Source organism: Thermotoga sp. Cell2 (assembly GCF_000789375.1).
GTDB lineage: Bacteria > Thermotogota > Thermotogae > Thermotogales > Thermotogaceae > Thermotoga > Thermotoga petrophila.
In genome coordinates this window covers 512,321-531,328 of the sequence record NZ_CP003409.1, presented here as the reverse complement: position 1 = coordinate 531,328, position 19,008 = coordinate 512,321, and the positions used below count along the sequence as shown (strand labels likewise).

At 46.8% G+C, this 19,008-nt stretch carries 17 protein-coding genes and 1 CRISPR repeat array; of the genes, 4 read left to right on the top strand and 13 right to left on the bottom strand.

Annotated elements, in window-relative coordinates:
- The first annotated feature begins 5 nt into the window (after window positions 1-5).
- Window positions 6-1,016 carry an ABC transporter permease gene (locus tag CELL2_RS02760; protein ID WP_004083210.1) on the top strand — a complete coding sequence of 337 codons (1,011 nt, stop codon included), beginning with the start codon at window positions 6-8 and terminating at the stop codon, window positions 1,014-1,016.
- Here the strand turns inward: CELL2_RS02760 and CELL2_RS02755 are convergent.
- From CELL2_RS02755 to CELL2_RS02740, 4 genes are all read right to left on the bottom strand, one after another.
- Window positions 1,013-1,978 carry a nitroreductase family protein gene (locus CELL2_RS02755; RefSeq protein WP_038033534.1) on the bottom strand — a complete coding sequence of 322 codons (966 nt, stop codon included), beginning with the start codon at window positions 1,976-1,978 and terminating at the stop codon, window positions 1,013-1,015. The genes CELL2_RS02760 and CELL2_RS02755 overlap by 4 nt on opposite strands.
- An 81-nt stretch (window positions 1,979-2,059) precedes the next feature.
- Window positions 2,060-4,015, bottom strand: a complete 1,956-nt coding sequence (gene nrdD, locus CELL2_RS02750; protein ID WP_038033536.1) for an anaerobic ribonucleoside-triphosphate reductase — start codon at window positions 4,013-4,015, stop codon at window positions 2,060-2,062.
- On the bottom strand, window positions 3,981-4,532 hold the full coding sequence (gene nrdG / locus CELL2_RS02745; protein ID WP_004083204.1) for an anaerobic ribonucleoside-triphosphate reductase activating protein: 552 nt from the start codon (window positions 4,530-4,532) through the stop codon (window positions 3,981-3,983). The genes nrdD and nrdG overlap by 35 nt, the downstream gene beginning before the upstream one ends.
- 125 nt (window positions 4,533-4,657) lie before the next feature.
- Complete coding sequence (locus CELL2_RS02740; protein WP_038033537.1) at window positions 4,658-5,158, bottom strand: nitroreductase family protein; 501 nt, start codon at window positions 5,156-5,158, stop codon at window positions 4,658-4,660.
- Between the two features lie 28 nt (window positions 5,159-5,186).
- Here CELL2_RS02740 and CELL2_RS02735 point away from each other — a divergent pair, with 28 nt between their 5' ends.
- A complete protein-coding gene (locus CELL2_RS02735; RefSeq protein ID WP_004083200.1) occupies window positions 5,187-5,849 on the top strand; it encodes an endonuclease III domain-containing protein in 663 nt (220 codons plus the stop codon).
- Here the strand turns inward: CELL2_RS02735 and lpdA are convergent.
- The 4 genes from lpdA to CELL2_RS02715 all read right to left on the bottom strand — a co-directional run bounded on the left by lpdA (window position 5,826) and on the right by CELL2_RS02715 (window position 9,986).
- Window positions 5,826-7,175 carry a dihydrolipoyl dehydrogenase gene (gene lpdA / locus CELL2_RS02730; protein ID WP_038033540.1) on the bottom strand — a complete coding sequence of 450 codons (1,350 nt, stop codon included), beginning with the start codon at window positions 7,173-7,175 and terminating at the stop codon, window positions 5,826-5,828. The genes CELL2_RS02735 and lpdA overlap by 24 nt on opposite strands.
- 45 nt (window positions 7,176-7,220) lie before the next feature.
- Entirely contained in the window at window positions 7,221-7,556 is a 336-nt protein-coding gene (locus CELL2_RS02725) for a carboxymuconolactone decarboxylase family protein (RefSeq protein WP_004083197.1), read from the bottom strand.
- 24 nt (window positions 7,557-7,580) lie between these two features.
- Window positions 7,581-8,870 carry an FAD-dependent oxidoreductase gene (locus CELL2_RS02720; protein WP_235280192.1) on the bottom strand — a complete coding sequence of 430 codons (1,290 nt, stop codon included), beginning with the start codon at window positions 8,868-8,870 and terminating at the stop codon, window positions 7,581-7,583.
- A 150-nt stretch (window positions 8,871-9,020) separates the two neighbouring features.
- Window positions 9,021-9,986 carry an NAD(P)H-dependent glycerol-3-phosphate dehydrogenase gene (locus CELL2_RS02715; RefSeq protein ID WP_038033541.1) on the bottom strand — a complete coding sequence of 322 codons (966 nt, stop codon included), beginning with the start codon at window positions 9,984-9,986 and terminating at the stop codon, window positions 9,021-9,023.
- A gap of 110 nt (window positions 9,987-10,096) precedes the next feature.
- Window positions 10,097-10,743: direct repeats of the CRISPR family, unit length 30 nt; unit sequence GTTTCCATACCTCTAAGGAACTATTGAAAC.
- Between the two features lie 660 nt (window positions 10,744-11,403).
- Here CELL2_RS02715 and CELL2_RS02705 point away from each other — a divergent pair.
- Together CELL2_RS02705 and CELL2_RS02700 are read left to right on the top strand one after the other, a co-directional pair.
- Window positions 11,404-12,624 carry a glycosyltransferase gene (locus tag CELL2_RS02705; protein ID WP_012310607.1) on the top strand — a complete coding sequence of 407 codons (1,221 nt, stop codon included), beginning with the start codon at window positions 11,404-11,406 and terminating at the stop codon, window positions 12,622-12,624.
- A 4-nt stretch (window positions 12,625-12,628) separates the two neighbouring features.
- On the top strand, window positions 12,629-13,744 hold the full coding sequence (locus CELL2_RS02700; RefSeq protein ID WP_038033547.1) for an ROK family transcriptional regulator: 1,116 nt from the start codon (window positions 12,629-12,631) through the stop codon (window positions 13,742-13,744).
- A 26-nt stretch (window positions 13,745-13,770) separates the two neighbouring features.
- Here CELL2_RS02700 and CELL2_RS02695 read toward each other — a convergent pair whose 3' ends face one another.
- The 5 genes from CELL2_RS02695 to CELL2_RS02675 are packed head-to-tail and all read right to left on the bottom strand — an operon-like array spanning window position 13,771 to window position 18,871.
- Complete coding sequence (locus CELL2_RS02695) at window positions 13,771-14,508, bottom strand: hypothetical protein (RefSeq protein WP_008191950.1); 738 nt, start codon at window positions 14,506-14,508, stop codon at window positions 13,771-13,773.
- Window positions 14,496-15,773, bottom strand: coding sequence for an NAD(P)/FAD-dependent oxidoreductase (locus CELL2_RS02690; protein ID WP_038033549.1), 1,278 nt, complete (start codon window positions 15,771-15,773; stop codon window positions 14,496-14,498). The genes CELL2_RS02695 and CELL2_RS02690 overlap by 13 nt, the downstream gene beginning before the upstream one ends.
- On the bottom strand, window positions 15,770-16,216 hold the full coding sequence (locus CELL2_RS02685; protein ID WP_024103735.1) for a 4Fe-4S dicluster domain-containing protein: 447 nt from the start codon (window positions 16,214-16,216) through the stop codon (window positions 15,770-15,772). The genes CELL2_RS02690 and CELL2_RS02685 overlap by 4 nt, the downstream gene beginning before the upstream one ends.
- A gap of 5 nt (window positions 16,217-16,221) precedes the next feature.
- On the bottom strand, window positions 16,222-17,745 hold the full coding sequence (locus CELL2_RS02680; RefSeq protein ID WP_038033551.1) for a glutamate synthase-related protein: 1,524 nt from the start codon (window positions 17,743-17,745) through the stop codon (window positions 16,222-16,224).
- Window positions 17,738-18,871: a glutamine amidotransferase family protein gene (locus tag CELL2_RS02675; RefSeq protein WP_012895854.1), complete on the bottom strand. Its 1,134-nt coding sequence runs from the start codon at window positions 18,869-18,871 to the stop codon at window positions 17,738-17,740. The genes CELL2_RS02680 and CELL2_RS02675 overlap by 8 nt, the downstream gene beginning before the upstream one ends.
- Window positions 18,872-19,008: the final 137 nt, after the last annotated feature.

Below are 19,008 nucleotides of genomic sequence, written 5' to 3'. Positions count from 1 at the left end.
GATGGTTGAGTGAGTTTTTGGCTCTGTTCTCTGCTATGTGGAAAGAATCGTGGAGGGATAAAATTTCCACTTTTTTCAGCATTGCTTTTCCCGTCATGTTTCTTCTGATTTTTGGTTTTCTTTTTGGCGGTTCCGGCAATTCTGTGAAAACAGCAGTTGTGACCGTCGATTACGATCTTTCGGATTTTGGAGATGTTTACACCTCGCTCGAGGAGTTGAAGGGCTACTACCACGAAGTGGCGGTGGTGGAGAAAGAAAGAATCATCTTTATAAGAAACACAACGGACGAATACTATCAATCGCTTCTCGACTCCTGGGAAATCTCCCTCAAAAACAAGGTCACAAGGCTCCTCAACGGTCTGAATCCCGTCATCATGGTGAAAAAAGAAGTTCTGAAAACCGCAAGAGAGCTCACATCTTTCGATTATACCCTCACGGGTGTGATCGCCGTATCTCTACTCTCGATCGGGCTCTTTGGAACCGTGGACGTGTTCTCCCGCTATCGTGAAAGAGGCTTTTTGAAGAGGCTCAAAGCAACTCCCGTTGGAAACTTTTCCTTTGTCTTTGGTCTCATCTCAGCGAGGATGTTCTACGGAATTTTGAGCACCGCTCTCATAATGCTGCTGGGAACTTTGATCTTTAAAGCAAGCTACGAACTGAACGTGTTTCTCTTTTTGATATCCGTCGTCAGTTCTGTTCTATCCTTCATCGCGCTTGGAGCTTTGATATCAATTCTGTTCAAGAAATCCGATGTGGCAACGGATGCTGCTGTGATTCTCTTCACCATTATGATGTTTCTAACAGGTGTTTATTTTCCGGTCTCGTTCCTCCCTGATTATCTGAGAGTTGTCTCTTACTTCCTACCTGTGAAATATGGTGTGGAACTCATCAGGTACTCATTGGGCTTTGAGATATTTCCGTTCAGCAGGTACCTTATCACCGCAGTGATCATGTTCTTAGCTGGTCTTATGTTTGTCTTTTACACAGCGTCACTCGTTCTGAGAAAAGAAGACTAAAGGTTCCACCTGACAATTTCGGAGAGCTCTTTTCTCACCCTTTCTGAGCGTTCCAGCTCCCTGTGTTTCTCGGAAAGCTCACTTTCGTCTCCCAGGTATCCTACAGCGATCAAGGTTATCAGCACGTGATCTTCAGGGATTTTCAAGATTTCTTTGACCTTCACAGGATCGTAGCCTGCAACGGGATGAGCCACAAGGCCCATCTGTGTTGCCTGAACAAGGAGGTTTCCCACGGCAAGCCCAGTGTCGAACAGGAAGTAATCTCTGTTATCTGGGAGTGCACAATCGAAGTCTTTTTTCGAATGAACCGCTATCAAAGCGGGTGCGTTCTTCATCCAGTAGTTTCCACCGGGAAGTGCTTCGTGTATCTTTTTGAGGAGTTCCTCTTCATCCACTACCACGAACCTCCACGGCTGGTTGTTCATGCACGAAGGAGCAAGATGAGCTGCTTTTATGAGAAGTTCTAACTCCTCTCTCGGTACTCTGTCTTTTTTCAACGCTCTCCTTGCCCTTCTCCACTCTATGTGTTTGTTCAGTGGAAGGTCTTCTTCTATCAGTCGATCTAAAGCTTCTTTCACTTCCTGAACATGTCCTTCGACCTTCACTCTTCTCCATTCTTTCCTCACAAAGCCCCATCTGTCTATCAAGAAGGTGGATCGAACTGTTTTTCCGTTTTCCAAAACGTTGAAAAACTCATGGAGAATTCCTTCTGGATCTGAAAGGAGAGTCACTTTGAGATCGTTCTTTTCTTTGAATCTCTTCAATGCTTCAACACTGTCTCTGGAGATCCCCACTACCTGGGCCTTCTCGAAGTTTTCCTTGGAGAATTCGACGGCTTCTCTCGTGCAGCCGCTCGTTCCTGCCTTAGGGAAAAAGAAGAGGATGGTGTACTTTCCGTAAAGATCAACGTGAGTAAAAGTTTTCCCTTCGTCTGTGAGGAGTTCAAAGTGCCTCACCCTCATGAAACTCACCTCCAACAAGTTGAAACTAATTCTCAATAATAATTGTACCACAAAAAACCCCCGCGTTGTGCGGGGGCTTGATCACCTTCTGATTGTCAGCGAATCGTAGAACTGTCTTCTGGGATACTCTATTTCTCTTCTTTCTTTGTTGAAAGCGGAAACCGGAACGAGATACCCTACGATTCTCATGTATTCATCTACTTTGGCTTTTCCGCAGGCCGGGCATCTCTCCCCGTAGAACGCGTGTCCATCCTCACACACGCTGATCTTCGTGTTGAACGCAAAGTACATTACACCCATGTCCGCGATCATTTTCACCATGTTGAAGGATTCTTCCTCCGTCTTGAAAGATTCTCCGAGGTTGATATGCAGAATCGCTCCTCCACTCACCTTTTTGTCCCATTTTCCGGAGTAGCGGATTCTGTTGAGAACATCCGTGTTCGCCATGAGAGGCACCCACTGGTTGGAGTAGATCTCGAACGGCTGTTTCTCACCGAAGAGAAATCTGTCTTTCTGAGCAAGAGTCACAGCCGCTTTCTCTGCGGGTACCTGTTCTATGTTGAAGGTGAAGCCGTACTCATGGTATCCCTTTTCCGCTTCTTCTCGGATGGTGTCCAAAACGTTGTCTACGAACACTTCTCCTTCTTCTGTGTACTTCAGACCGTCGATGTCTTCCGTGGTCAATCCCATGATCGAGGCGCTCTCCCAGACACCAGTGACACCGATGGTTCCGTACTGTCTGTTCAAAAGCATGAGACCGTTTTCGTAGAGAGGAAGAAGTCCTTCGGATATTCTCTCTTTTATGATCTCCCTGACTGCGGCGAGGGCTTTTTTGATGAGCTGAACGCGGTGCCTGAGAATCTGAAGATACTTTTCTCTGTCTCCGCCGCTTTCAAGAGCGATTCTTGGAAGGTTCATCGTGATCACTTTGAAGGATCCGATGTTCAGGTCTGATCCACCGATAGAGTTCATCCTTCCTTTCAGTTTTTCTTCTTCCTCGCTCGAAAGTGAGAACTTCTTCAGAGTTTGAGTAGACGATGTGAGCCTGCAGCAGGACGCCACAGCATCTATCGAGTCGGAGATGTACCAGTTCGTGTCCTGCCACTTCATGTTGATTTTGTTTATGAAGCGAGCGCTGTCCTCGTCGAGGAACTTGCCGTCCTTATAGAGAAGGCTTGCTGTGAGTACAGGGAAGGTGAACATCTGGCGCTCTCTTTCCCTTGACACCCACTCCCAGTAGTGCTTCTGCAGAGCGATGATGTCTTCCACGTGGTCCGTGATCAAAGAACCATCTGGATACCTTTCCCCTTCGAAAATCGCTTTTATGTAGTTTCTGTCGAGGTACGTGAAGTTCGTGTACGGAGACTGTGTCGTTCTGATGGGCTGGTTCAGTGAGTAAGTGAGTATCTGGAAATGCTGTTCTATGTACCAGTCGAGTTTGTCACGCGGGATGATTCCTTCCTTGAGGTCTTTCTTGACGAAGTACCACATCCAGACGAAAAAGTCAGGAAGTCCAACCGCACCAGAGCTTTGGTTGGACGCAAACATCACAAACTGAATGACATGCTGAATGAATGTGGACAGGTGCTTTGCGGGCTCGGATTTTATGGTTTTTATGAACGGAAGTCCCTTCTCCACTATGGGTTTCAGAGTGTAGGCGAAACAGTAAGGCATGAGAGCTGCGTGGTGCCTGTCATGAAGATAGACGGCACCGTTTATCTGCGCTTCGACGAACTCGTCTGCGACCCCTTTTCCAAACATCTCCTTCATCTTTTGCCAGATCCTGTACAGCGAGTAGAGGTACGTGTGCGGCTTCGATATCTCGATGAAGTAAGTGCTGATGTTGGTGACCCTGACGTTCGCGTTTGCGTCGATCGTAGACTCGATGATTCCCCGTCTCACGAAGTCTTCTGTGAACTTTACCACATCGAGCTGGTCGCCGAGGCCGTCCATCTGGAACATCTCATAACCGTACTTGGAAAGAAGATCACTCATCAGTTCTTCAAATTCTCTTTCGAACGAATACTGAACCTTCATAGTGTCCCCTCCTCAACACTGCTTCGATCATTCTCTCAAAAGTTCTCCTGTCAATATGAATCTGGTTCTTAGAGGCCGGAAACCCATCCCGGCGGTAAGTGTGGAGGTACCTTCCCATGACGAACTCATCCACGTATTGAACGTACTTGAGAAGGTTCTCTTTTACGATGTCCTTCGGAAGCCTCCAGGTGAACAGCACAACCGTCAAGCGTTCTCCGTACTTTTCCTTGAACATCTTCGAAAGAGAAAGCATCTCTTCTCTGTTGTACGGTGCGAGGGGTTCTCCTCCGAGAAAGACGAGGGCGGCTTTTGGGAAGTACCTCAAAAGACTCGAGAGTTTTTCATCGATGATCTTTGTCACAACCTCTGATGGTCTTTTGTATTCTTCTGAAAGATGCCATGTTTCTGGATTGTGGCACATGTAGCACTTTGGTTTCGCATCGCACCCCTGGAAGTAAACCGACACCCCATAGAGATCTGGATGATCCCGGAAAGTTCCTATTCGGTTCACATACAAGGGAAGGACCCCCTTCCGGTGAAATCTGCTGAGATTTTACCACAATATATTGTGGTTTGTTTAGTTACATCTCAAAAAATTGTTGGTGGAGATTCTAAAAAGATGGATCTGTTTGTTAATGTTTTTCACCATTTTTCGTAATGGATCCTTTCGGGCTTGAACCTGTCCACCTGGGCAGGTTGCTCTGCGGGGTATCCCACAGGAACAATGGCGAAAGGAACGACATGTTCGGGTATTCCAAGAAGCTCTCTGAAGGCTTTCACTCTTTCCTCTCTTGGATAAACTCCACACCACACGGCTCCAAGACCGAGTTCTGTCGCTCTCAGAAGAAGGTTCTCCACGGCGGCAGAGCAATCCTGGACCCAGTAGCCTTTGCATTTTTTAAGTGTGGGATCTCCACAGACAAGGATTACAACGGGCGCCTCTGCAGACATTTGTGCATGAGGGTGGATCTCCGCGATTTTCTTTTTTGTTTCTTCGTTTCTGATAACAACGAAATGCCACGGTTGTTGATTGCACGCGGAAGGAGCGTGCATGGCGGCACGGATGATCTCTTTCACCAGCTCGTCCGGAACATCCTTTTTCTGATACTTTCTGATACTCCTTCTCCTGTAGATGATGCTCATCTGGTTCACCCCCCGTATAATTTTAAGTATGAGACTGACAGAACTCTACAGAAAGTTACTGGAAATACACGGATCGGTTGGGAAATGGTGGCCCGGAACACCTGAGGAAATCGTAATAACAGCAGTTCTCACCCAGAACACGAACTGGAAGAACGTTGAACGTGCCATGGAAAACATCAAAAACGAAGTCAAAGGAAACAACCTGCTGAAAGAACTGGATTCTCTTCCCGAGGAGAAAGTAGCAGAGCTCATAAGACCAGCGGGGTTCTTCAACATCAAAACAAAGCGCCTCAAGGAACTGTTGAAATTTCTCAAAGAATACAACTACAATCTATCTCGTCTGAGAGATCTTCCAACACATATTTTACGAGAAAGACTCCTCAAAATAAAAGGCATCGGCAAAGAAACCGCCGATGCCATTCTGCTCTACGCCCTGGAAAAACCGGTTTTCGTTGTTGACAGCTACACAAGAAGACTTTTGAAGAGAATCTTCAACATCGAGCTGAACGACTACGACGAAGTGCAAAAGCTTTTCATGACTCACTATCCAGAAGATGTTCGTCTTTACCAGGAGTTTCACGGGCTTATAGTGGAACACGCGAAAAAATTTTGCAGCAAAACTCCGAAGTGCGGTGTCTGCCCTTTAAAGAAAGAGTGCTGCCATGTATCACAGATGAATGGGTTTTCCTGAGACCCCTTCAAGAGCCCCGAGTATGGTTTCTGTCAAAGTCGGATGCGGGTGAATGGCTTTCTCCAGAACTTCCGCTTTCATCCTGAACTTCACGGCTATGACACCTTCCATGATCATATCGGTAGCCGATGGTGAAACGATGCTCATGCCGAGAACCGTTCCGTCTTTCTTGTCCGCTATGACCTTGGCAAACCCTATGTTTTCAAGCATCGTTCTTGCCCTTCCGTTTGCGGAGACTGGGAACTTGGAGATCACAACTTCTTCGGGGTTCACGTCTTTTTCTCTCACACCGACAGATGCCACTTCCGGAGAGGAGAAGATGATACTCGGAACGGCCGAGTAATCCATTTCTTCCTCTTCTCCCGCGATGTTCTTTGCAGCGACTATTCCCTCGTACATGGCCACATGAGCGAGCATGATTCCACTTCTGATATCTCCTATCGCGTAAACGTTTTCCACGTTCGTTCTCATCCTGCTATCAGTGACGACTCCTTTTTCTATCTTCACTCCGAGAGCTTTCACGTCCTCCGGTATGTTGGGCTTTCTTCCTGCGGCGAGCAGGACCTTTTCTGCCTTAAGGGTTTCTCCATTTTCGAGTGCGACTTCAAAGCCGTCATCGACTTTGCTCAGGGAGGAAATTTTTGTTTTTTCCAGGATCTTAACACCCTTCCTTTTGAGGGCCTTTTTCACTTCTTCTGCCACATCTGAGTCTTCATAGGGGAGGATGTGTTCTGCGATCTCAACGATCGTCACATCCACACCGAAAGAACCGAAGAACGTTGCGAATTCAACACCTATGACACCACCGCCTATTATCACAAGCGACTTTGGAAATTCTTTCAAATTGAACACGTCATCACTCGTCCAGACTCCGTCGATATCGAAGGGAGAAAACACGGAGGGAACGGATCCGTGTGCGAGAACAAGATTCTTTGCTTCCAGTTTCTCTCCCGTTTCCTGGACAACAACCGTGTTCTTGTTTTCCACGACGGCCGTTCCTTTGAAGACTTCAACCCCATTCTTTTTCAGCAGGTACTCTATTCCCTTTCTTGACATCATCACACTCTTTTGAACGTGTTTCATTATGGCGGCGACGTCGTATTCGACTCCTGAGACTTTCAAGCCGTACTTTGAAGCTTTCTCTTTCATTTCATCCATGAGATGGGAGACTGTGAGCATCGCCTTCGTTGGAATGCATCCCCTGTTGGTACAGGTTCCCCCGAGGGCATCTTTTTCGACAAGTGCGACCTTCTTTCCAAGCTGTGCGAGTTTTATAGCGCAGACGTAACCTCCGGGTCCTCCTCCTATGATTACCGCATCGTACATCCTCTTTCCCTCCTGAGAAAACCCCTCCCGAAGGGAGGGGTGATGTTATTTTCCGAGGAATTCGAGGGCGATTTCGTATGCCTTCAAACCGTACATGAGTGCTGGGCCACCGCCCATACAGACTGCCACTTTGATTGTGTCGAGGATTTCTTCTTCTGTTGCTCCTGCTCTCACAGCGGCTCCCGCATGCCAGACGATACACGGTTCACATCTCACTGCCACAGCTATTCCAAGAGATATGAGTTCCTTCGTTTTTGTGTCGAGTGCTTTCGGGCTTTCAGCTGCGTGAACGTATTCTGCGAACTTTCCGATCTCAGGTGCCTTTCCGATGATTTCCTGAAGCTGCTTCTGAATCTGTTCCAGTTTTTCTTTCGCTGCCATGAGCAACACCTCCATATGAGAAATTTATAATACCATTTCAGCCGCTTTCGCCAGTGGATACACCGTTGGAGCGGATGTGAGAAGTGGATGGGTCCCGATTTGCATGGTGAACAGATCGTTGGCTGTGATGCCTTTCTGTATGCCGAGGCTTATTAGGTTCACTATCTCACCGACGCTCTTTCCACCACACACCTGCGCACCGAGCAGGATCTTGCTGTCTTCCGAGAAGATGAGTTTCACCACGAGTTTTGAGGTATCTTCGAACTTTCCAGGATGTCTGTCTGGTGCCTCTGCCTTTCCAACGACAACTTCGAATCCTTCTTCCTTCGCTATTCTCTCCGTTATTCCCACAGAGCCGAAGGCCTTGCTTCCTATGACGGTCGAGTACGCGTTCAGAGAACCCTTGTTCGTTCTGATCACCTTCAGACCGTACAGGTTGGACGCTGCAATTCTGGCATCAAAAACAGCAGCGGAGGCAAGCATAAGTCTGGAAGGCTTTCCAGTGAGGAAGTCTTTGTGCTGTACGCAGTCGCCTGCAGCGAAGATATCAGGTTTTGAAGTTCTCATGTACTCATCCGTTTCTATGAAGCCGAGTTCTGTCACCTTGAGTCCGAGTTTTCTGGCGAGTTCAGAATTCGGTTTGTAACCCGTTGCGAGCACGACCACATCGGCCGGGATCGTTTCTCCGCTGTCCAGCTTTACTCCCTCCACTTTTTCCGTTCCGAGGATCTCTGTTACTTTTCTTCCTGTGAGGACTTTGACGTTGTCCGATTCGAGTTCCTTTCTCGCGAGTTCTCCAAAATCCGGGTCGAACGACACGGGAAGGAGGCTGTCCATTATTTCCACGAGGGTGACGTTCTTCCCGGACTTTTTGATCTCGTCAGCCACTTCAACACCTATGAAACCGCCCCCGATGATGACCACATCGTTGGCATCCTTCACCTTCTCGTGCAGTAGTTTGAGATAGTCAGCCTCTTTTGGAACGGTGAACACACCTTTTAGATCCACACCTGGGATCTTCGGTGTGTTCGGTGAAGATCCAGTTGCGATGATGAGCTTGTCGTAAGAAATCTCTTTTCCGCTCTTCGTGAAAAGCTTCTTTTCATCTGGGTTTCCATCGACAACTTCGTCTATCAGAAGATCTATGCCTGCACCTTTGAAGCGGTCTTCAATTCCCATGTAGTCGTTTTCCACACTGCCGAGAGTGTGAAAGATGTACGGTATTCCACAGGGTACCATTTCTTTCTCGGTCTTCTTGACAACGAGAATTTTTTTTGTCTCCAAAGAATCTTTTTGTGGTGAATGCCGCCACAAGACCGGCTGGTCCACCTCCAACAACTACAACATCGTACCTCATGTTTTCCCCTCCAAAAGAGAAATGTTTCACGATCTTCCATTCACAATTCTACTACTTTTCGGATTAAATTTCAACTGCAAAGGAAGAGAAATTACGGTGTCTAATAATCAGCTCGCCCAGAATTCGTCTTTCAGGCTTCTTCTCATGAGATCTCTCATCGACTGAAGAGGTGGTTTCCCTTCGTAAACGACTCGGTAAACCTCTTCGGAGATGGGCATATCTATTTTGTTTTCTTTGGCTATCTTCATCACAGCTTTCACAGTGAAGGCACCTTCTACAACCTGGTTTGAGCTTTCAAGGAGTTTCAGCGGGTTGAATCCCCGCGCTATCAATTCTCCGAAGCGTCTATTTCTGCTGTAACGACTGTTGCAGGTGACCATGAGATCGCCTATTCCTGCAAGACCCATGAAGGTCTTCTGATCCGCTCCAAAAAACATTCCAAATCTTGCTATTTCGTATATACCGCGAGTTTCGAGTGCTGCTTTTGCGTTGTCCCAACCACCGAATCCATCCAGGATCCCCGCGGCGATAGCGATGACATTTTTCAATGCTCCAGCGATTTCCACACCCACCACATCTTCGCAAGTGTACACCCTGAAGTACTCGGTGGAGATCCTCTTTTGAAGTTCTTTCGAATTTTCTCCAGCGAGTGTGACGGCAGTTGGAAGTTTTTTTGCGACCTCTTCGGCATGTGAAGGACCGGAGAGGACAGCGTAAGGACAACCCAGTATCTCTTCAACGATCTCAGACACTCTTTTACCTGTTTTGATCTCTATTCCCTTTGAAAGATTCAGCACCATGGAAGGCTTCACAGGTAGTCTCAGAAGATGTTCTCTTATGTATTGAACGGGAATCGCTATAACGAGAATGTCTTCTTTTTTGATTTCTTCAAGATCGTTTGTGGCTCTTACGGTGATCTTCGATTCCTCCACATAAGGGCTCGTGTGTGAAACATTTATGAGACCGACGATCTCTTTCCTTCTTGCCCAGAGAACCACTTCTTCTCCGTTTTCATGCAGTATCTGTGCAAAAACTGTCCCCCAGCTCCCTGCACCGAGAACAAAAAATCTCATCTCCATTCCTCCTCGAAGATAGAATTCCCCAAGAATTTTAACAAAAAACAAAAAGCAGGGTTTTCCCCTGCTTCGTGAAATGGTTCTCTCATATCTCACGGAATCGGGTGGTTCCATACCTCTAAGGAAGTATTGAAACCCACGGAAAACCGAGTTTTAGACTTTGGTTGTCTTCGTTTCCATACCTCTAAGGAAGTATTGAAACCTCTACCACGTTGCTTGGAAGAAGCGGAAGGTACTCCGTTTCCATACCTCTAAGGAACTATTGAAACCGGTTGGTACCTTGTCTGTTTCTACGATTTTGACTACGGGTTTCCATACCTCTAAGGAACTATTGAAACTCTCACTTTCACTGATTCTGAAGAGAAACGGTGCGTGTTTCCATACCTCTAAGGAACTATTGAAACCACCTGAGGATATATCAGAGGAGGAAAGAGAGTTTAGTTTCCATACCTCTAAGGAACTATTGAAACTGCCGTACCTTTATTGTGCTGAAACATATATAGGTAGTTTCCATACCTCTAAGGAACTATTGAAACACGGGAGTCTTAGTGCCGAAGAGCTGTGATAGGAGTTTCCATACCCTCTAAGGAACTATTGAAACGGGTTATGTAGCCCCTCCCTCCCCAAGGACGTTGGATTCTAGTTTTTCATACCCTCTTAAGGAACTATTTGAAACCCCCTCCCCCCAGGTTTTTAATTCTTTCTTGGTTTCCAACCCTTGGTTTCCAATACCCTCTTAGGGAACTTATGAAACCCCGGTGAGTTTCAAGAGAAATTATACCCACAAACACAATCTGAAAGGCAAGATGTTTTTTGACCTTCCATATCCTCCCTTTCCATAAACCATTCTAACACACAAGAGAGCACCTTCAAGTACTGTTTGGAAAAATGGAATAATTGCATAGTCAAACAACGAAAGAACACAAGCAAAAAACAGAAGATAAATTATATCAACCTACGTCAGGGCATTTTGGGGTGTTTCTGGTAAAAATCGATTAGTTCCATGTTTCACAAATAGATGAAAGAAGGCATTCCTCAATGTGTTAGAAGTTAACTGTTAACTTCTCGAATTCAAAGAACTTACGCATCATCGATTACCACAAATTCTCTTCGTATTGTCTCTTCATATCATCCATTATTCCTTTTTTAACGCATAGCTTCCGGTACCACAAACCTGCATGAAATTTTTCGTTACCGGTAATTGCATACTCTGTATCGTTCTTCCAATGCCAAGTACACACATCACCTACTTTGTGAATGATTGGAACTAACCTGGTTTGTATGCATAAAACAATGTTGTTTAAAACCATCTTTCTTCTTGCTAACTCAAAAACACCTCTTGAAACATTTCCATCCTGTGGCATGATTAATTGTGTATTAATTCAAGTTACGAATAAATTCGGGAGGGATCACCGTGGATGTTGTGTTGAGAGAGCGAAACATAGAGGAGTACCGCACCATAATCGGAAACGAGGTGGACGAGATAAAAAAACTTGCAGAACCTCTTAAAGGAAAAAAGGTTCTTCACGTCAATGCGACTGCCTACGGTGGAGGAGTTGCCGAAATCCTCCACAATCTCGTTCCGCTTATGAGATCGGTTGGTCTGGACGCCAGGTGGAGGGTCATAGAGGCACCCGATGAGTTTTTCAACGTCACAAAAAAGTTTCACAACACGCTTCAAGGTGCGGATATAGAGATTTCAGAGGAAGAGTGGAACCTTTACGAAGAGGTCTGCAGAAAAAACGCAGAACTGATCCAGGACGAAGAGTTATTCGTGATCCACGATCCCCAACCAGCAGCTCTGAGAAAATTCGTGGATTTGAACGACAGAAAGTGGATCTGGAGATGTCATATAGATCTATCCACTCCAAACATGAAGGTCTGGCAGAGATTTTCCCAGTATTTGGAGGGATACGACAGACTTGTTTTCCATCTCGAGGAGTATTTCCCGCAGGGATGGAAAGAAAGGAGCATAGCTTTCCCACCGAGTATAGATCCCCTGAGTGAAAAGAATCGAGATCTTGATGAAGACACAATAAGAAAAACTCTCGAAAGACTCGAAATAGACCCGGAAAGGCCTCTGATAACTGTTGTGTCTCGATTTGATCCATGGAAAGATCTTTTCAGTGCCATCGACGTCTATAGACTGGTGAAGAAAGAGATCCCGGAGGTTCAGCTTGCCGTAGTTTCCGCCATGGCAACGGACGATCCGGAGGGATGGTTCTTCTTTGAAAAGGTCCTCAGATACGCCGGAACGGACGAAGATATAAAATTCTGCACGAACCTGAAAGGTGTTGGAAACAAGGAAGTGAACGCTATTCAGAGGGCCACGACTGTCGCTCTGCACACGGCAACAAGAGAAGGCTTCGGTCTCGTCATAAGTGAAGCACTTTACAAGAGAGTTCCGGTCGTAGCAAGGCCAGTTGGTGGTGTTAAGATACAGGTGAAACATGGAGAAAATGGTTATTTGGCATGGGAAAGAGAGGACCTTGCAGGATACGTGGTAAAACTCATAAAGGATGAAGAACTCAGAAGAAAAATGGGAGAAAAAGGAAGGCAAACTGTGGTGGAGAATTTCATTATCACGGTGCATCTGAAGAACTATCTGAAACTCTTCTTAGATCTGTTGAGGTGAGAGAGTGCCTTCACCGCTTCTTCGAAGAGAGAACAAGATAAAGATTTTGAGGTACATACTGAGAAATGGAAAAACTACCAGAAACCAGCTTGCCAGCAATTTGAACCTCGCACACAGCACTCTGAGCTACATAATCGACGAGTTGCTCGATGAAGGTTTCCTCGTCTTTGAAGAGATCAGGAAGAGGAGAGGAAGACCATATCAGATTTTGAAAGTCAATCCAGAAAAATTCACCGCGATCGGGGTGAAGGTGGGTCGCGAAGAGGTACGGGGTGTACTCTTTGACGCAAGCATGAATCCTTTGAAAGAACACAGAGTGCAGATTCTGTCCGGTATGAGAAACAACGACGGTTATACTCGTGCTCTCAGAGAAACCATCGAACAACTTCACAGTGAAAATCTTCTCGGAGTGGGTATTTGCTCTTCTGGAATCGTGAAAGAAGGAAAAGTGATCGTTTCCCATGTGATGAACGTGAAAGACTGGGATCCAAGGAAAGTCCTGAAAGATCTTGAAAGGATCCTCGTCATGAACGATTCGGATGCTCTCTGCCGGGAAATTTCCCAGAGAGTGAACGCAGACTTTCTTCTGGTGAGCTACGGCATCGGCATAGGTGCGAGTCTCTGGAAAGATAAGAGGATTCATCACTTAGAAATGGGACACATGCTGGCTTCTTCAGAAGGAAAGTGCTACTGTGGACAGACAGGTTGTCTGGAGTATCATTCTTCAGAGTACGCTGTTTTGAAGTCTTGCCTTGGAAAAGAGATTGATTTCGAAGATTTCATCACAAGCGAAGAAGAAAAGTACAGGCAGACAATCGAAGAATTGAGAGAAAAAGCCAGAAAGGATTTTGATTCTGTGAAAGTGCACTACGAAAAGGCATTCAAAACCTTTTCTGTGATACTGGGGAACGTTATCATGGGTTCGGGTGTTTCTCGGGTGTTCTTCGCGGGAGAGGGTGTGGTCAACGAAGAAATGATCAAGATCTTGGAAGAGATGGTTAGAGCTCGATTCAATCGCGATTTTGTGGGAGAAGTGCAATTTCAGGTGGCCGATGCGAACTGGATGTTCGGCGCGGCTCGGGCGGTTGTTGACAAATACCTTCCTTATATTGTGAAATAAGCTCCCGGAATCCCGGGAGCTCTTTTTTAATACGCATACAATCTTCCGTACGGTCTGTGTGTGTAGGGTTTGAGGATGATGAATTCTCCGTTCAGAATCTCCTCTGAGTCGTAGTCAAAGAGTCTGCAGAACTCTTCAACATAAGGCTTGATCCTGTTGATATCCTCTTCGGTGGGCTGGAAGATTTTCACTTCTTTTCCGAGTTTGTGCTCTTCTACGGTTCCTCTGAGAAAGATCTCCCCACCGTGCATTCCTGTTCCAACGTAGTTTCCTGCGATGTTTCCATCTTCATCTTTTTCCAGTCCCAGCACTATGAGAAGTCCTCCTGCCATGTATTCTCCGAGGAAGTCTCTCGCAAAGCCTCCTATGACGACAACGGGGTAATTTTCTTTGTATGCCTTCATGTGTATTCCCACTCGATATCCAGCATTTCTTTTTATGTAGATGTGTCCACCCCTCATGGCGTATCCTATGATGTCGCCCGCGTGTCCGTGGACCACGATTTTTCCTGCGTTCATGGTGTTTCCTACACCGTCTTGTGCGTTTCCGTTCACGATGATTTCAGGACCGTCCATGAAAACACCAAGATCGTTCCCCGGAACGCCGTTTATTTCTATTTTTACTTTCTTTCTGATTCCGGCTCCGATGTATCTCTGACCGCAAACGTTGTCCAGAACTATTTCTTCTTCTCCGTTTTCTATCGCTTCCCAGATCAAGTCGTTCAGTTTTTTGTAGTGGAGGCCTTTCGCGTCTATTCTAACCATATCTTGATTTCCCCCTCCAGCATCTTCTTTCTGAACTCTTTTGGAAGGTAAACGAGGCCGAAGTTCTCGTCGAGTAGTCTGTCTTTGAAAGAAGACACGTCGAGTTTTTGAAGGATGAGGCCTGTGTAGATTCCGGCCCTGTCTATGTCGTTCACAAGGATGGCACCTATGAGTCTGTTGTCCTTCAACACCATTTTTTTGTAGGTGTTTCCTTCTTCGAAGGTGAGGATTTCATACCCATCGTCTTCCACGTTCGAGTGCCCGACCGATATGGTTGGAATACCGGCGAGTTCAACGGAGTTCATCGGGATACCGCCGGGATACCTCACGTTTCTCCCAGCCATGTTGTAGCCAGCCACTCTTCCCTGCGCAACAGCCACAGGCCAGATGGCGATCGTTTTTCTCTGACCATCTATCAGATCGTAGAATTCAGTGCAGTCTCCCGCAGCGTAAACACCTTCCACGTTTGTTTCCATCATTTCGTTCACCACAATACCACGGTTTATCTCTATCCCGGAGTCTTTGAGAAATTCCACATTCGGCCTTACTCCAATAGCGATGACGAGAAGCTTTGTTGGGATCTCCTTTCCGCTTTTTAGAACAACGGAGGAAACCGTGTCATCACCGTTCACTTTCACCACTGTGTCGTTCGTTATAACACTGCATCCTTCTTTTTTCAAAGCTTCGGTGATGATCTCAGATGCCTTTCTGTCGAAGGTAACGGAGAGTATCCTATCTGCCAGTTCAACAATGGTGACCTTTACTCCAAGTTCCATCAGCGCTTCCGTTGTTTTAAGACCGATCAGACCTCCACCGAGCACCACGGCTTCTTTCACATCGTTTTCTTCTATGTACTTTTCTACCTTCTCTTCGTCTTCCCACGTGGTGAATGTGAACACACCTTTCTTTCCAGTGAGTCCTTCTATGTTTGGAACAAACGGCTTTCCACCGGTGGCAATCAGGAGTTTGTCGTAGCGAATTTCTTCTCCGCTGTCTGTTACTACTGTTTTCTCCTCTGGTATCACCTTTTCGACTCTTGTAGCGGGTTTTATATCGACCCTCATTTCTCTCAGATAGTCTTCCGTTCTGTAATACATCTTCTCCTCTGTGACCTTTCTTCCAAGCAAGTAGGTGATCAAAGGTCTTGAGTATCCCACGTATTTCTCTGCCGTGATCAGAAGGATTTCTCCTTCTTTGTCAACTTCTCTGATCGCTTCTATCGCGTTCAAACCGGCTGGTCCGGATCCAACTATCACGTACCTCATTCTCTCACCTCAACCAGAACGAGCGCTTCGTTTGGACAGCCTTCGACACAGCCAGGAGTTCCTCTATCGGCACAGAGATCACACTTTGAGGCAACTTTCTTTTCTTTCGTGTTCCTTCTTATCACACCGAAGGGACAGGCCATCACACACATCCAGCATCCTACACACTTTTCTTGATTCACTCTGATGGCTCCTGTTTTTGGATCTCTGTGCATCGCGCCCGTCATACAGGCCTTCAGACAGGATGGATCATCACAGTTTCTGCACTGAAGTGCGAAAGTGACGTAATCGTGCTCTTCCACTATCACGTTTGGTTCGGGAAGTTCCGGGACGTATCTGTACACCTTTATGAGGTTTCCCGTTCCCACCTGTGCAGCGACGCAGTTTATCTCACACAGCTTACATCCCATGCAGTACTCTTCCCTGATAAGTATTCTTCTCACCGCTATCACCACGCCTCTCCTGCGGGTTTAATACCAAGGAGTTTCAACTCGTATTCGTGGAGTCCCACACCCCTGAGGACTTCCCTGTTGCCTCTCAGTGACTCTATGGCGTTGATACCCATTCCACCGAGGATTTCTTTTATCTCATGAGCCCAGGCTCTCAGAAGGTTCGCGGCTCTTCTTGCGCCTATCTCTGGATTCAGTCTCTTTGTGAGTTTTGGATCCTGGGTGGCGATTCCCCAGTTGCACTTTCCAAGGTAACACGTCTGACAGAGATGACAGCCGAGTGAAATGAGAGCGGCCGTTCCTATGTAAACCGCGTCCGCTCCGAGTGCGATCGCTTTGATCACATCGGCACTGTTTCTGATTCCACCCGCAACCACGATAGAGGCCATGTGCCTTATGCCTTCCTCTCTGAGCCTCTGATCAACAACGGCTACAGCGAATTCTATGGGAATTCCGACGTGATCTCTTGTTATCTTGGGAGCGGCTCCTGTACCACCCCTTATACCGTCTATCACTATGTAGTCCGCACCGGCTCTGACTGCACCGGCAGCGATTGGAGCCACGTTGTGGACTGCAGCGATCTTGACACCAACTGGTTTTTCGTATCTTGTGGCTTCCTTTATGGCGTAGATGAGCTGTCTCAGGTCTTCTATGGAGTAGATGTCGTGGTGCGGTGCGGGAGAGAGAGCATCGGTTCCAACGGGAATCATTCTGGTTTCCGATATGGGCTCGGTGACCTTTTCTCCCGGAAGGTGTCCACCGATACCCGGCTTTGCACCCTGCCCTATCTTTATCTCAACCGCAGATCCAGCGTTCAGATAATCTGCACTCACACCGAAGCGTCCGGATGCAACCTGAACGATCATGTTGTCCTTGAACTCTCTCAGTTCTTTCGGGAGTCCTCCTTCACCTGTGTTGAAGAAGGTTCCCACGGTCCTTGCAGCTCTTGCGAGTGAAAGGATTGCGTTCAAACTGATCGAACCGTAGGACATGGCGGTGAACATGACTGGAACTTCCAGTTTGAGCTGAGGAGCGATCTCTGTTTTGAGTTTCACTGTTCCATCCTCGTCTTCTTCAATTTCCAGTTTTTCTTCTTTTCTTCCGATGTACGTTCTGATTTCCATGGGTTCTCTGAGGGGGTCTATCGAAGGATTCGTCACCTGACTCGCGTTGAGCACTATGCGGTCGAAATAGCTGAAATAAGGTCGGTCGTTGCCCATGCTGGTGAGAAGAACTCCTCCGGTTTCTGCCTGCTTCATGATGCCTATGAGATGCTCTGGAGTCCAGTGGGCAAGAGGTCTGATGTCGAAACCGTTCTTTCGAACCGTGATGGCCTCTGTTGGACAGATAGCCTCACAGAAGTGACATCCAACACACTTGGTGTTTTCTGTGTACACTCTGTTGGCGTTTTCATCGTAGAAATTCGCACCGTAGGAACAAACCCTCACACAGGCGAGACACCTTATACATTTATAATCATCGCGTTCCACAACAAATTCGGGGGGTACTTTTCTCTTAGCCATTTTCTCCCTCCAGTACCACCTGAGTTTTCCTGGCGGATTTCAGCACTCCAACGACGGGATCACCGGCTTTTGGAGCCCAGACCTCATCAGGTTCCGGACAAACAACTCTTATAGCGGACTCCTCGGAAGCGATGTATAGAAAGTCGTCTTTTGTAGCGGCGACGAGTGGTCTGAGCTTTATTCTGTCGTTCAGCCCCATCATCATGTTGTTGTTCGCAACGATAATGGCAAACGGTCCGTTCAAAAGTGCTCCTCCGTAGTTCATTCTCAAAGCGGTGTAGAGTTTTCTTTCCTCTTCTGGCATGAGGTCTATATCTTTCCAGAGAGGCGCTGCGAGGATCTTTGCCGTGAGCTGAGGACTGTAGCCGAACCGTCTCATGAAGAGATCCACCAGGTACGCCACCACTTCAGTGTCCGTCATGAGTGTACATTTGTAGCCGTACGCTTCCAAAAACCTTCTGTTTATACCGTAGGAAGATATTTCTCCGTTGTGAACGACCGTCCAGTCGAGAATACCGAACGGATGTGCTCCTCCCCACCATCCGACGGTGTTCGTGGGGAACCTGTTGTGCGCGGTCCAGATGTAACCCTTGTACTCGTCTATTCTGTAGAAATCAGCGATGTCTTCCGGGAATCCCACTCCTTTGAAAACACCCATGTTCTTTCCACTGGACATGACGAAGGCTCCGTTAATTTTTTCGTTTATGAACATGACAGTGCTGACGACAAAGTCCTCTTCGCTCATGTCTTCAGGAATGAATTTTGGCTTCAAAAAGTATCGCCAGAGGATGTGGACTTCCTTGATGTGGGGATTTTTCCTGGTGGGGATGGGTTCACTTTCGATGATTTCGTAGTGATCTTTTATGTATTCTTCGGCATTTTTCTTATCGAGATCGCTGTCGTAGAGCATGTGGAAACAGTAAAGATCTTTCAACTCCGGATATATTCCATACGCAGCGTATCCAGCCCCAAGCCCGTTTCCTCTTTCTCTCATGAGCGCCATGCTTTCCACGATCATGTTTCCACTGAATCTCTTTCCAGAGGTGTTCATTATCCCGGAGACTCCACAGGCGGATGGGACTTTGAAATCTTTATCTGGTATCAGACGGGGAAGGTCATAGGACAAGGCATTCACCTCCTGAAGGAGAAGAGCATGAATATAAAATCTTGTGTATAACATTTATACCATATGTGTTCTCTCAATCAAAGGACTGTATCAGTATTGTTTCGTTTGAGAAAAGTAAAAGTCTGTTATGAAACATC

What these genes read in the sequence shown, in the direction of transcription:
- lpdA (WP_038033540.1), bottom strand. Translation starts at nt 7,175, where the DNA reads ATGTACGATGCGGTAATCATAGGAGGAGGACCCGGAGGTTACGTCTGC.
- CELL2_RS02725 (WP_004083197.1), bottom strand. Translation starts at nt 7,556, where the DNA reads ATGGCAGCGAAAGAAAAACTGGAACAGATTCAGAAGCAGCTTCAGGAA.
- CELL2_RS02755 (WP_038033534.1), bottom strand. Translation starts at nt 1,978, where the DNA reads ATGAGGGTGAGGCACTTTGAACTCCTCACAGACGAAGGGAAAACTTTT.
- CELL2_RS02740 (WP_038033537.1), bottom strand. Translation starts at nt 5,158, where the DNA reads ATGAGCATCATCTACAGGAGAAGGAGTATCAGAAAGTATCAGAAAAAG.
- CELL2_RS02735 (WP_004083200.1), top strand. Translation starts at nt 5,187, where the DNA reads ATGAGACTGACAGAACTCTACAGAAAGTTACTGGAAATACACGGATCG.
- CELL2_RS02695 (WP_008191950.1), bottom strand. Translation starts at nt 14,508, where the DNA reads ATGGTTAGAATAGACGCGAAAGGCCTCCACTACAAAAAACTGAACGAC.
- CELL2_RS02680 (WP_038033551.1), bottom strand. Translation starts at nt 17,745, where the DNA reads ATGGCTAAGAGAAAAGTACCCCCCGAATTTGTTGTGGAACGCGATGAT.
- CELL2_RS02715 (WP_038033541.1), bottom strand. Translation starts at nt 9,986, where the DNA reads ATGAGATTTTTTGTTCTCGGTGCAGGGAGCTGGGGGACAGTTTTTGCA.
- nrdD (WP_038033536.1), bottom strand. Translation starts at nt 4,015, where the DNA reads ATGAAGGTTCAGTATTCGTTCGAAAGAGAATTTGAAGAACTGATGAGT.
- CELL2_RS02690 (WP_038033549.1), bottom strand. Translation starts at nt 15,773, where the DNA reads ATGAGGTACGTGATAGTTGGATCCGGACCAGCCGGTTTGAACGCGATA.